Origin of the sequence: Trichocoleus sp. Lan (assembly GCF_039961855.1) — a bacterium.
GTDB lineage: Bacteria > Cyanobacteriota > Cyanobacteriia > Cyanobacteriales > FACHB-T130 > FACHB-T130.
In genome coordinates this window covers 89,015-103,138 of the sequence record NZ_JAMPKA010000003.1, presented here as the reverse complement: position 1 = coordinate 103,138, position 14,124 = coordinate 89,015, and the positions used below count along the sequence as shown (strand labels likewise).

8 protein-coding genes are annotated in these 14,124 nt (G+C 48.0%); 5 read left to right on the top strand and 3 right to left on the bottom strand.

The genetic code is table 11. The annotated features are described in order from the left end of the window. The first annotated feature begins 48 nt into the window (after positions 1-48). From NDA03_RS03450 to NDA03_RS03435, 4 genes are all read left to right on the top strand, one after another. Positions 49-4,287 (top strand): tetratricopeptide repeat protein, encoded by a 4,239-nt coding sequence (locus NDA03_RS03450; RefSeq protein ID WP_348237307.1) that lies wholly within the window; start codon positions 49-51, stop codon positions 4,285-4,287. 222 nt (positions 4,288-4,509) lie between these two features. Continuing rightward, the gene (gene hemC, locus NDA03_RS03445; RefSeq protein ID WP_190411275.1) at positions 4,510-5,481 is read left to right on the top strand and encodes a hydroxymethylbilane synthase; all 972 of its coding nucleotides are present in this window, start codon (positions 4,510-4,512) and stop codon (positions 5,479-5,481) included. Between the two features lie 84 nt (positions 5,482-5,565). Beyond that, positions 5,566-6,990: a glycogen synthase GlgA gene (glgA, locus tag NDA03_RS03440; protein WP_190411276.1), complete on the top strand. Its 1,425-nt coding sequence runs from the start codon at positions 5,566-5,568 to the stop codon at positions 6,988-6,990. 561 nt (positions 6,991-7,551) lie between these two features. Further along, a complete protein-coding gene (locus NDA03_RS03435) occupies positions 7,552-8,928 on the top strand; it encodes a right-handed parallel beta-helix repeat-containing protein (RefSeq protein ID WP_348237306.1) in 1,377 nt (458 codons plus the stop codon). A 257-nt stretch (positions 8,929-9,185) separates the two neighbouring features. Here NDA03_RS03435 and NDA03_RS03430 read toward each other — a convergent pair whose 3' ends face one another. Further along, complete coding sequence (locus NDA03_RS03430; RefSeq protein ID WP_348237304.1) at positions 9,186-10,262, bottom strand: M23 family metallopeptidase; 1,077 nt, start codon at positions 10,260-10,262, stop codon at positions 9,186-9,188. Between the two features lie 32 nt (positions 10,263-10,294). Continuing rightward, positions 10,295-11,626 carry a homoserine dehydrogenase gene (locus NDA03_RS03425; protein ID WP_348237303.1) on the bottom strand — a complete coding sequence of 444 codons (1,332 nt, stop codon included), beginning with the start codon at positions 11,624-11,626 and terminating at the stop codon, positions 10,295-10,297. Positions 11,627-11,826: 200 nt separating this feature from the next. On the opposite strand from NDA03_RS03425, the gene NDA03_RS03420 reads away from it, so the two are divergent. Further along, complete coding sequence (locus NDA03_RS03420) at positions 11,827-13,290, top strand: TPM domain-containing protein (protein WP_348237302.1); 1,464 nt, start codon at positions 11,827-11,829, stop codon at positions 13,288-13,290. Between the two features lie 192 nt (positions 13,291-13,482). Here NDA03_RS03420 and NDA03_RS03415 read toward each other — a convergent pair whose 3' ends face one another. Beyond that, on the bottom strand, positions 13,483-13,956 hold the full coding sequence (locus NDA03_RS03415) for a hypothetical protein (protein ID WP_242030517.1): 474 nt from the start codon (positions 13,954-13,956) through the stop codon (positions 13,483-13,485). Positions 13,957-14,124: the final 168 nt, after the last annotated feature.

Here is a 14,124-nt window from a genome sequence, read left to right as displayed (position 1 = left end):
GATGATGGAGCGACCAAATCTATAAATCAGCTGCTGGAGAATTTGCCAATGCACTACTGTCTCAAATCTCTCAGCCTTGCCACTGCTACTTTACTGCTTTCGCTGACATCTCCCCTTTTACCGCTTACCTTGAAGTTTGAGCCTCTTGCGGTACAGGCGCAAACGACCCAAGACAGAAAGGCTGAGGCGTTACAGCTGAACAAAGAGGGAGTTCAGTTACTAAATAGAGGTCAAATTCGAGAAGCTTTGCAGAAATTTCAAGCTGCTTTGGTCATTTCCAGAGAAATTGGCGATCGCAGGAGAGAAGGCTCGACTCTTGGCAATATTGGAAAGTCTTACTTTGAGTTGAAACAGTACTCTCAGGCTTTGGATGCCTTCCAGCAAGCTCTGGCAATTTCCAGAGAACTCAGCGATCGTAGAGGAGAAGCTGCTTATCTTGAGAATATTCGTAGGGTTCAGCTCGCTCAAAGTGGAGTACCTATCCTTGATAAGGCAGAAGTAGATCGCCTCATTAAGCAGGGTCGTCGGCAGCTAAAAGACAGTCAACTTCGAGAAGCTTCACAGACTTTTCAACAGGTGTTGGAGATTTATCGAGAGCGTGGCAACCGTGCAGAAGAGGCTGCCATAACTAGAAGAATTGGATCGATATACAGGAACGTAGAACAACATACCCAGGCTTTGGAATACTTTCAGCAAGCTCTAGCCATTTTTAGAGAAATTGGCGATCGCCAAAAAGAAGCCTACACTCTCGGCAATATTGGCTGGTCTTACTTTGACTTAGAGCAGTACCCTATGGCTATGGAGTCCTTCCAGCAGGGTCTAGCAATCCACCGAGAACTCGGCGATCGCCAAAAAGAAGCTGCTTATCTCGATAATATTCGCAGGGTTCAGCTCGCTCAAAGTGGAGCAGCCATTCCTAAAATCGCAGAAGAAGAACGCCTCTACGAGCAGCTCTTTGAGCAGGGTGAGCAGCAGCTCAAAAACGGTCAATTTCGAGAAGCATCACAGACCTTTCAACAGGTATTGGATATTTATCGAAAGCTTGGCGACCGTGCAGAGGAAGCGTCTACAACTTTAGAGATTGGTTCGATCTACGGTGAGGTAGGACAACATACTCAGGCTTTGGAATACTTCCAGCAGGCTCTAGCCATTTACAGAGAGATTGGCGCTCGCGAGGACGAAGCCGAGGCTTTCGAGGAAATTGGGGAGTTTTACTTGGAATCGGGACAGTCCACTCAGGGGCTGGAATACCTCAAGCAGGCTTTAGCTATTTACACAGATATGGGAGAGCGCAAGGCAGAAGCCTCCACTCTCGGCAGCATCGGGTGGATTTACTTTCACGATCTAAAACAGCCCTCTCAGGCTTTGAAATACTTCCAACAGGGTCTGGAAATCTATAGAGAACTCGGCGATCGTAGGAGAGAAGCTGCTTATCTTGAGAATATTCGCAGGGTTCAGCTTGCTCAAAGTGGAGTAGCCATTCTCAGCGAGACAGAAGCAGAACGCCTCTTGGAGCAGGTTGAAGACGGTCAATTTCAAGAAGTGTTACAGTCCCTGCAACAGGCATTGGAGAAATATCGAGAGCGTGGCGACCGTGCAGGCGAGGCTACTATAACTAGAAGAATCGGATCGATCTACGCTCAAGCAGAACCACCTATTCAGGCTTTGAAATACTATCAGCAGGCTCTAGCCATTTACAGAGAGCTTGGCGCTCGCGAGTCAGAAGCCGAGACTTTCGAGGAAATTGGGGATTTTTACTTAGAGTCGGGACAGTCTTCTCAGGGGCTGGAATACCTCAAGCAGGCTCTAGCGATTTACACAGAACTCGGCGCTCGCAAGAAACAAGCTTACACTCTCAGCGAAATTGGGGAGTTTTACTTCGACTCAAAACAGTACTCTCAAGGTTTGGAATACTCTCAGCAGGCTCTAGCCATTTATACAGAACTTGGCGACCTTACAAGAGAAGTCCGCATTCTCAACAATATTGGGAAGGTTTATGATGAAAACCTGAAACAGTACTCCCAAGCCTTGGAATACTACCAGCAGGCTTGGGTAATTAGAAGAGACTCCTGCGATCGCACAGGAGAAGAAAGAACTCTCCAAAGCCTTCAGAAGGTTTATAGTCGCAGGAGTCTCGCTGAAGAAACACCTATCTCCGATCGAGCAGTGGCTCGCCTGCTTGTAGAAGGGTTGCAGCAGCTTAGGAACAATCAGTTGCCAGAGGCAGCACAGTCTTTTCAGAAGGCATTGGAGGTCGAGCGGAAAGGGAGTAACCGCAAGCAGGAGGCGTTTATCTCCAGGCTAATTGGATGGAGCTACACGGATCTGGGACAGCATACCCAAGCTTTGGACTATTTCCAGCAGGCTTTAGCAATTTACAGAGAAATGGGCGATCGTAACAGCGGCGGTAGCTACGCTTCACGCAGGGAAGAACTCTCTACTCTCGATAATATTGGGTGGTCTTACGTCGCACTAAAACAGTACCCTCAAGCTTTAGAATCCTTTCAGCAGGCTCTAGCAACTTACAGAGAAATCGGCGATTCGTCTAAGGGCGATACCTACACTTCACGCTCTCAAGAAGCTACTGCTCTCAATACCATTGGTTCTGTGTTGGAAGCACAAAATCAACCGGAATTAGCAATTATCTTTTACAAACAATTTGTTAGTATCACTGAAGCCTTTCGTAAAAATTTGCAAGTCTTACCCAGTGCAAGACAAAACGCTTGTTCTCAAACATCTCCTAATAATGTATATCGTCATCTTGCTAACCTTCTCCTCAAACAAGACCGAATCCTCGAAGCACAAAGAGTTTTAGATTTGCTCAAAGTACAAGAACTCGACGATTACCTCCGCAACGTGCGAGGCAATAACAATACTAATCAAGGATTACCGAATCTCCTACTAGAACAACAGACTTGGGCGAGTTATGAAGTGGTTCTGGACAAAGCGGTAGAAATTGGCAAAGAACTCACTCAACTACGACAAATACGACCCGAAAACCGCACCCCAGCACAAGAACAGCGCATCGCTCAATTGGTGAAATCCCAAGAAAAAATTATCGAAGATTTCAATAACTTCAGCGAAAGTCCAGAAGTATTGGCACTGATTCAGCAGCTGAGTCCCAAGAGCAGGAAACCAGATTTGGTGGACGATTTAGAAGACCTGATTGGCTTACAAGATAACCTGAAAAATCTGCAACAAAAGGCAGTCCTCCTCTACCCCTTAATTCTGGACGACCGCATCGAACTCATCCTCACCACCCCTGACTCTCCCCCCATTCGGCGCACCGTCCACGTTTCCAAGAAACAACTCAACGAGACAATTGCAGCATTTCGCAGCGCCTTACAAGACCCCAAATCTGACGCCAAAATCCCCGCCCAACAACTTTACAACTGGCTGATTAAACCCCTAGAACCAGACCTGAAAGCCGCAGATGCCGAAACGATTGTCTATGCACCCGACGCTCAACTGCGTTACATTCCCCTAGCGGCTTTGTACGATGGACAACAATGGTTAGTGCAACGCTACCGCATCAATAACATTACTGCCACTTCCCTTACAGAACTCAATACCCAACCTCAACGGCAACTGCAAGTTTTAGCCGGTGCCTTTGCCACCGGACGCTACAGTTTCACGGTTGGTGGACAAGACTTTAACTTTGCTGGGTTGCCCTTTGCTGGAACTGAGGTAGAAAATTTAGCCAAGACCGTTCCCACTACAACCAAACTCATCGATAAAGCCTTCACCCCTCAAGTCACCGTTCCTAAAATGGATGACTACACCGTCGTGCATCTAGCGACTCATGCCGCGTTTGTCGTGGGGACACCGGATGATTCTTTTATTCTCTTTGGTAATGGCGATCGCATCACCCTCCGAGATATCCAAAAATGGAGCCTCAAAAACGTTGATTTGGTAGTTCTTTCTGCCTGTGAAACCGGATTGGGCGGAAAACTGGGGAATGGTGAAGAGATTCTCGGCTTAGGGTACCAGATGCAGAGAGCAGGGGCAAGGGCTGCGATCGCATCTCTTTGGACAGTCGATGATGGCGGGACTCAAGCCTTAATGAATGCCTTCTATGCAACTCTCAAAAAGGGCAACACTACAAAAGCTGAAGCCCTGCGTCAGGCACAAACTGCTCTGATTAGTAGCGACTATACAGCTTTGGATCAAAAGCGCGGGGGCATTGTCATCGAACGTATTGGCAATACTTCATCACCAGATGCGATCGCTCGCCTGAGCCACCCTTATTATTGGGCACCGTTCATCTTGATTGGCAATGGCTTGTAGCCTGTAAATTCGATGACTCTTGAAGAACGCGATCGCTCTATTAATGATGCTGTCACTGCTAAACGTAAATCAGCGATGAGTGTCTCACTTCCAGCATCCGGGAGAATTTATATTACTTAACTTATATTGAGAGTGTTGCCATCAAACTCCAGGCCTATTACAGTCACGCCTGCGGTAGTCTAGAACAGGTGACTTTATTTGCTGTGTTCAGGCGATCGCTTTATGTCTCCTACAGTTTCTAGTCCGGCTCGTACTATCCGCATCGGTTCTCGCAAAAGCCAACTCGCACTCGTCCAGACTTACTGGGTGCAAGAACAACTCCAGAAACACTTTCCCGAATGTACCTTTGAAGTCCACACGATGGCGACTCAAGGGGACAAAATTCTAGATGTTGCCTTAGCCAAGATTGGCGATAAGGGACTCTTTACGAAAGAACTCGAACTGGGAATGCTCAACCAAGAAACAGACTTTGCCGTGCATTCCCTGAAGGATTTGCCTACCAACTTGCCAGAAGGATTGGTTTTAGGATGCGTTAGCGAACGGGAAAATCCGGCAGACGCCCTTGTCGTGCATGAAAAGCATAAAGATAAGCAACTGGAAACCCTGCCAGAAGGGGCTGTAATTGGAACGTCCTCCCTGCGGCGACTGGCACAGCTGCGCCACCACTATCCTCACCTATCCTTTAAAGATATTCGGGGCAACCTAAACACCCGACTCGCAAAACTAGATACAGGTGAATACGACGGAATTATTTTGGCAGTAGCAGGATTGCACCGCCTGGGAATGAGCGATCGCATTCATCAAGTTATTGCCCCTGAAGTATCCCTCCATGCTGTCGGACAAGGTGCTTTAGGCATCGAATGCCGTGCTGGTGACACCGAAATTTTGGAATTACTCAAGGTACTAGAGCATCAACCCACTGCCCAACGCTGCTACGCCGAAAGAGCCTTTTTACGGAACCTAGAAGGTGGCTGCCAGGTGCCAATCGGGGTGAATACTCAGATTGACGGCGATACCCTCACCTTAACGGGCATGGTTGCCAGTTTAGACGGCAAGCGGATGATTAAAGATACCGTTAGCGGTGCTGCCAGCGATGCCGAACAAATCGGAATTCAGCTTGCCCATCGGTTACGGGAACAGGGAGCTTCGGCAATTTTAGAAGAGATTTTTACCGAAGTCGGACGCGGTCATTAATCCAAAATCAAAATCCAAAATCGGGTAGGCGATCCCCTGACTCGGTATGATGTAACCAAAATATTTCAGGAAACGCCAGCAATAATGCGAATTCTGTTTGTTGCAGCTGAAGCAGCGCCCATCGCCAAAGTGGGTGGGATGGGTGATGTCGTTGGTGCCTTACCAAAAATTCTGCGAAAAATGGGGCATGATGTGCGAATCTTCATGCCTTACTACGGTATGCTGCCCGACAAAATGGAGATTCCCAAAGACCCTGTTTGGTCGGGTTCTGCCATGTTCCAGTCGTTCTCAGTTTATGAAACCGTTCTACCTGGAACCGATGTGCCACTGTACCTATTTGGTCATCCGGCTTTCATGCCACGTCGCATCTATTCTGGGGACGATGAAGACTGGCGGTTCACGCTGTTTGCTAACGGTGCAGCAGAGTTTTGCTGGAATTACTGGAAGCCGCAAATTATCCACTGCCATGACTGGCACACCGGGATGATTCCGGTGTGGATGAACCAAGATCCCGATATTACCACCGTCTTCACGATTCATAATCTGGCTTATCAAGGGCCTTGGCGTTGGTATTTAGAGAAAATTACTTGGTGTCCTTGGTATATGCAAGGACACAACACAATGGCAGCAGCGGTGCAGTTTGCAAACAAGGTGAACACCGTTTCCCCCACCTACGCCCAGCAAATTCAAACCCCCGCTTATGGCGAAACGTTGGAAGGTTTGCTGTCTTTCATTAGCGGAAAGTTATCCGGTATTGTTAACGGCATCGATACGGAGGTTTACGACCCCGCCACTGACAAATACATTACTCAGACCTTCACAATTGATACTCTTGAGAAACGTCAAGCCAACAAAATTGCACTGCAAGAAGAAGTCGGCTTAGAAGTTAACAAAAATGCCTTTGTGATTGGCATGGTAACGCGACTGGTGGAGCAGAAAGGCATCGATCTTGTGATTCAAATGCTCGATCGCTTTATGGCGTATACCGATGCTCAGTTTGTCCTCCTGGGTACAGGCGATCGCTATTACGAAACCCAGATGTGGCAAATGGCTTCCCGCTACCCTGGTCGCATGGCAAACTACTTACTCTATAACGATGCTCTCTCCAGACGCATCTATGCAGGTAGCGATGCTTTCCTCATGCCTAGCCGCTTTGAACCTTGCGGCATTAGCCAAATGCTGGCGATGCGTTATGGCTGCGTGCCGATTGTCCGTCGCACAGGTGGCTTAGTCGATACCGTTTCTTTCCACGACCCAGTGAACCACGCTGGTACGGGGTACTCCTTCGACCGTTATGAACCCCTAGACCTTTACACCTGTATGGTTCGGGCATGGGAAGCTTTCCGCTTCAAACCGCAATGGCAGGAGTTGCAGAAGCGGGGTATGCAGATGGACTTCAGTTGGGACACATCCGCGAAAGAGTATGTCAAACTGTACAACTCCATTTACGGCATCACTGAGGAAGAACCCGCCCAGCCTGAGATGCAGTCAGAGTTAGTAAATACTTAGTCATAAAAAGCACTTCGGTTAAAAGCCCCCTGCTTGCAGGGGGCTTTTTGTTGGCTAGGGTGCGTTAGCGATCGCTAACGCTGTCAAACTTGGTGGCAAAGTTTCAAAACCTTGTGAGTGCATAGGATGCGCTCATTGTCAGCGTAAGTTACTCGCCCTAAAATCCAGGCATAAGTTAAGGTTATTGGCAATAATCCTTGAATTACAGACAATAAAAACGCTACAAGCACCATAATCTTTGGGGTTAGACCTTGTTCTAGCTAGCTTGCGATCGGTTATATATATTTTTTATATAAAGTACAGTTTCCGTACTACTGATAAATTCTTTGTAACTTTTTTGCAAACGCAACTAGCGACCACAAGACAAGCCTACAAATAAAGCAAGTTTTTACTGCATTTCAGCCTTTTCTCCGAAAGATGTCAGTAATATCGCGGATCTCAATCGGTATTAACGACGGCTAGGATTTAGCAGACCAGTTTTATGAAGTTTTGATGAAGCTTCCTAAAACTGCACAGCAGGGTCATCTCTAGCGTTCTTGTCGTTTACCAACGAAGTAAAAAATGTCTAAAGTACACTCTTCTGGATTGAGCCTGCTGTTGATTTTTAGTGCCTCGACGGTTAGCGTCGGACTAGTAACAAAACCAGCACTCGCTATTACCACCTACTACGTTGCGACGAATGGTAGTGATAGTAATTCTGGAAGCCAAAACAGCCCATTTGCCACTATCAGTCACGCAGCTTATAAGGCAAAGGCTGGCGACACGGTATATGTACGGGGAGGCACCTACAGCTTTACGAAAGAACAATACATTGGCAGCATCGGCACCGCCAGCAGTCCGATTAGCTACCAATCCTATCCAGGCGAGAAAGCAATTTTAGATGGCACTAAAACGCCAAGCAACACCAACATCGTGAATTTAGCTGGCGCATACAACATCTTCAAGGGCTTTGAAGTAAAGAACTCCAAATTTACAGGCATTGTGTCCTGGGGCGGCAACAACCTCCAGATCCTCAACAACACCGTTTACAACTCCTACAAGAACGGTATCTTTGTTGGTTACGACAAAGATATGACCACAGCCTCAAACATCCGAATCGACGGCAACACCGTTTATATGAATTGCCTTGCGAATAAAAGCCGTACCCTTGCTGATGGTTGGGATCAGGGGATCGCTAGTGGCAGAGCAAGCAACGTCACCATCAGCAACAACCACGTGTATCAGAACTACGGTGAGGGAATCGACTTTATTTTGACCAAGGGCGGTGTAGCTTCTGGTAATAAGGTGTATGACAACTACAGCGTGAATCTATACCTGGACAACGCTACTGACATCACGGTAGAGCGCAACCACATTTACACCACCAACAACACAAACTTTTACCGAGACGGGAAACCAGCGAGTGGGATTCAGGCATCCAATGAATACTACGATTTTTCCAACCCAGTGAATAACATTAAAATCCGCAACAATATCGTCATTGGGGGACTTACAGGCTTTGCCTATTTTTCAAATTACGGCAGAGGCGGAGGGTTGAAGAACTTTGTTATCGCCAACAATACCTTTTACAAAGCGACGCGAGCCATGCTCCTGATCCATAGCGATCCAGGTCATACAAACAATCTGATTGCCAACAACATTTTCTCCCAAACTGGCAGTGTCGCGATGACAGAAATTCCAGCCAAAACGGGATTGGCATTTCAGAATAACTCTTGGTATGGTGGCAGTGCTGGTATTGCTGTGGGTATCGGCGATATCACTGCCAACCCGTTGCTGGTAAATCCGGGAACTACAGTGGCAACTGACTACAAGCTTCAGCCTGGTTCCCTAGCCATTGAAAGAGGTACTACGCTTACTCAAGTCACGAATGATTATGCAGGATCGAGCCGTCCGCTAGGGCTAAAGCATGACATTGGGGCTTACGAATATTTCAAGTAGAAGAGTAATGATTTTTTAACGCAAAGGGCAATCTGGGAAAGGGCAAAGTTACGCAGAGGAACTACAAGTTTTTGCGATTACTAAGTCTTTTCCCTAGCCTTCTGTGCATAAAAAAATCCTACTGACGAATTAAGACCAATCTTTCTGGATGATGCTCTACATTAAATATCCCCTACCCTCAAAAAAGGGTGAGCTGTATGTAGTGCGTCAAAACAGAAATGGGATGAGTCAAACTAGCTGCAAGCACAGATTCCCGATTATCTATTAACAGTTACTTGCTGAAGATAGGGTTGTGGATCTTGTGCAACCCAGCCTAAATTCGAGTTGTAGCGCAACTCAAAATGCAGATGGGGTTTATCTATGTCAGGGAGTCCTGTGGTACCAACTGTTCCCAGGACATCCCCCTGGCTAACTTGTTTACCACGACTAACATCAATGGTTGCAAGGTGAGCATAACGGGTTTGGCGTCCTCCCGGATGATTAATAACGACTAAATTGCCAGAATCTCCGCGATCGCCAATAAAGGCTACAGTTCCCTTATCCACTGCTAGCACGGGTGTCCCGACTTCTGCCAACAAATCAATACCGCTGTGAAAAGCAACTTGATTGCTTCGAGGATTTAGCTGCCAACCATAACCCAGTGCGATCGCTGTCGTTGCGGGTAAGGGATAATGGGCTAGTTTTCGGTTGTTACGTCCAGCCAGACTTGCAGGCGACCAATTTACCCCAGGGATGAATACAACTCTAGGATTTTTCTGGCAACCGTTCGCCTCATAGAGTACATCGGCACGAATTCGGTAGGTTTTGGCTACATCTTGCCAAGTTTTCCTAGCCGGAACTTCGACGCGAATGCCATTGTAAGGCGGAATCAAAATTTCTGCCCCTACGGGTGCTTTGCCTTGTCGCAAAGACGGATTGATGCCGATCAAAGTAGTAGGAATGAGATTGTATTGGCTGGCAATACTTTCTAAAGTTTCACCAGCAGCAACTTTGTGGCGAATCAAGCGTTCTAAAACTGGCGGTGGGCACATTTGTTTGTCACCCTTCCCCTCAGTTGCAGGAGGCGATAAAAGGGTAGGTACAGCGAGAATGTCTTCAGCTACAGAGGATTTTGAAAATACCGCTGAAAAAAGGCAAAAAGAAACCGGAAGGAGGAAGAAAAAACTGAATTTTTGCTTTTTTCCTAACATTTCTAAGATGCGATCGCAATATCCATTCGCTTTTTTGATGCCATATTTGAGATTCCCCCAACCCCCGCGCTGACGCACCGCTGCGCTTAAACCAAAGCGGATAAAACAGGAGCGATCGCTGTATTTTAGGGAAGCTGTATTCATTCGCCTCTCTACATCTTTCGCCACTTGTCTCCTCATAAAACTCGCAAAATGCTGGGAATACTGTCTATCGTATCTAACGTGCGAATTTCATCCAGGGCTTGTCGAAAGTTGCCTTCCCGGACATCGTGAGTCACGACGACAATTTCGGCAAGTTCGCCGTGGATGCCAGTTTGCACCACAGATTCAAGACTCACCTGGTGGTTGCCGAAACTGGTGCCCAACTTACCAATAACGCCCGGACGATCCCGTGTCAAGAAACGAGCGTAAAACCGCGTAACTAGCTCCTCCATCGGGGCGATCGCGCAGTAATCTTGATGGGAACAGCTTAACAAGGGATGCAGTTTGGCAGCATCTCCACCACTTTTCAAAATGGCAGCAATATTTAAAATATCCGAGACAACGGCGCTGGCAGTGGGACCGGAACCCGCCCCACGTCCGTAAAACATCACCTGCCCAATCGGTTCGCCTTCTACGAGAATTGCGTTATAGACGCCGCTAATACTGGCAAGCGGGTGAGTTTTGGGTACGAGAGTCGGATGAACTCTAACTTGTAAAGACGCCAAATTTCCCGTTTCTCTGCCTGGAGTTTCTTTCTCCGGTGCCGGTAAATCTTGTTTAGCGATCGCTAATAATTTGATCGTAAAGCCGAGTTTTTCCGCATAGGCAATATCGGCGGCGCTGACCTTAGAAATCCCCTCACAGTATATTTCTGGCAGCTTGATGCGTCCCCCAAACGCTAAGGAAGCCAAAATCGCCATCTTGTCAGCAGCATCTAAACCGTCTACGTCAGCCGTTGGATCGGCTTCTGCATAGCCCAACTGCTGGGCATCTGCCAGAATCTCGCTAAATTCACCCCCCTCGGTTTGCATCCTGCTGAGGATGTAGTTCGTGGTGCCGTTGACAATGCCAGTCACCGAATGAATCCGGTTGACACTTAGCGCCTGCTTCAGGGGTTGAATCACCGGGATACCGCCCCCAACGGCTGCCTCTAGCATCACATAGACGCCTGCTTGATTCGCCGCCGTAAAAATTTCATCGCCGTAGCGAGAAATCACCGCCTTGTTTGCCGTGACAACGTGCTTACCATTGGCGATCGCTTTGAGGATGAGCGATCGCGCCGGTTCTAAGCCTCCCATCACCTCGACCACAATATCCACATGGGGGTCGGTGACAATCGATTCCAAATCGGTCGTCAGCAAGCTTTCTGACATTTCTACGAGTCGAGGCTTATCTAGCGATCGCACTCCCACCCGATAAACTTCTATTTCTTGCAGCAGCGGATGACGCCCATGCGGATCTAGCAAAATTTGTGCCGTACCCGTGCCGACTGTCCCCAGTCCCAGTAATCCGATTTTAAAAGCCACAACCGTTATCCTGAATTTTAACTCTACAGCGCTTGTAATTTACTTGTAATTTAGCTTTTCGGCTCTGCCTTCATCGCGTTGGCAATGCTAACACAGGGGATGCTACCAACACCCTTCCCATCATCGCCCCGAACAGTGAGCCAAAAACTGAGCAAAAGAGTGAACCGAATTGCCGATCCACCTGAGACATTCTAGAGGTGATGGCACCCATTACAGTTATTGAGTTGCGATCGCTTATGCTCAAACAAATTGCTCTTGCTGGTTTTGCGAGTTTCACTGTTGCTGCCTTCCCAGTCGTCAGCAAGGCTTTAACCGTTCAGGAAGTTCCCAATCCCCGGCAAGTCAATGGTGGCTGGGTGACAGACATGGCAGATATGCTCAGTCCGACGACGGAAGCACAACTCAACCAGATCATCTCAGATTTAGAGGCAAAAAATAGCAGTGAAATCGCGGTAGTGACGGTGCCAGAGACTTCACCTTCTGCTACTCCCAAGGCGTTCGCTACGGCGCTATTTAATTATTGGGGCATTGGCAAGCAAGGGCGGGACAACGGGGTGCTGCTACTGATTTCCCAGCGGGAACGTCGCGTAGAAATCGAAACGGGTTACAGTATCGAGTCGATTCTCCCCGATGCGCGTGTTAGCAAAATTATCCAACAAGAAATCGCACCGCGATTTAAGCAGGGTGACTTTAACGGTGGCACCCTGGCGGGAACGCAAGCACTGATTGTAGAGTTGAGAGCGGGTGAACTGCCAACTCCTGCTGCCGCAAATCAACAAAATTCCAACATGGGGATTCCTTGGGAAGTATTTCCGATTGGCGGAGTCGTGGTAGTTGCCGCCATCTGTGGCGGTGTTCTCGTCTTGATAATTCGGCGTTTCGTGAATTGGTTAAATCGTCCCGTCCTAATTGAACCAGAAGGGCGATCGCGTAGCTACAAACTTTGGGGAGGCGAAAAGCAATTACACTGCGCTCATTGCCAGCAACCCATGCAAAAACTAGACCCCGTTTTAGTGCTGCCCCATCTCACCCCAGCAGAACAAGCGGCACAAAATCTCGGTAGCGTCGAATTTGAAGGCTGGCAATGTCCCAAATGTCATCCTCATCTAACCGGAATGGGAATCCATATTCGCGCCTACGTTGCCACAATCAACAAATTTAGTAACTGTCCCATCTGCCAAGAACTGACTGTCGAACGCACCGATCGGATTCTGCAATCTCCGACAATCTACAGCGAAGGTATTCGCCAGATTACCCATAAATGTCACTGCTGTTTTGATTGTCGGGAAACAGAGGAAATCATTCCCTCTTTGACTCCCCCACGTCCCACCACGCCTAACATTAGCGTCAGGAGTTCTAGCAATCTCTATACCGTAAGTAACGACAGCTATAGCAACTTTAGTTCAGATACCAATACCAGTAGCTACCCATCCAGTAACGATAGCTATAGCAACTTTAGTTCAGATACCAATACCAGTAGCTATAGCACCAGCAACTATGACAGTGGTAGTAGCGACAACACTAGCAACAGTAGCAGTTGCGACAATAGCAGCAATAGCTGGAGTTCTGACAGCGGTAGTAGCTCCAGCACTGATAGTAGCTACAGTAGCAGTGATTTTGGCGGCGGGAGCAGTGGCGGTGGCGGTGCCGGTAGCGACTGGTAAGGACTGGTAGGGGCTGGTAGCGATCGCACCCCGCTTTTCCGGGAAGGATTCAACTGTATTTCCCCCTCGCCGCCTGCAAAGAGGGGGTTGGGGGTGAGGTTCCAAGTGTGTATTCCAACACAGTAAGAACCGCAACTAGAGTCGCCCTTCATCCGCGAAAAGTGCATTGGACGCAAGTAAAAAATGCGCTAATTAACGCCGGAAGGGGCCAGGATTGAGTAAGTTGACTTCAGTAATTTTGATAATGTAGGGGTTGAATTTACTTTTATCGTAAGATCCCACCCAAATTCCGTAAGTTCCCGGCTGCCACTGACCAGCAATGCCAGGGTTTTTGCCTTCATACTCATCATTGCACCAGCTGCCACCAGGTCCCTTGATTACGAGGGTAGTGTCTTCTGGGCTTTGCACTTGGATGGATAGAAAGTTGAAAAACGAAGTTAAAACTACAGTGTGATCGGGCTTATCGTCCGTAAAACCAACACATGGCCCGGTAGCGGTTTCGCTGCGACCTGCAATTTTTTGGGCCGCTATTTCGCCGCCACTGATACCCCGAATCGTCAACGGATCGGGCGAAAACCGGGGACCGAGGGTGACATTCTCGAATATGGGCGGGGATTGTACGGATTGGGCTTGCACCCTCGAAAGGCTCAACACTCCTACCGCCATCAGGGCTATGGTTGTGATGCCTGCCCAGAGGGACTTTCCTACCGATTTTTCCCCTAAATTGGGTACGGGTTTGTACATCCTCACTTCCAAAAACGGCACCTTGTTACCGATTATGTAACGGCTCTAGTTGTAGCAGTGACGATAGTATCCCATAAGAAGTTCCAAAGA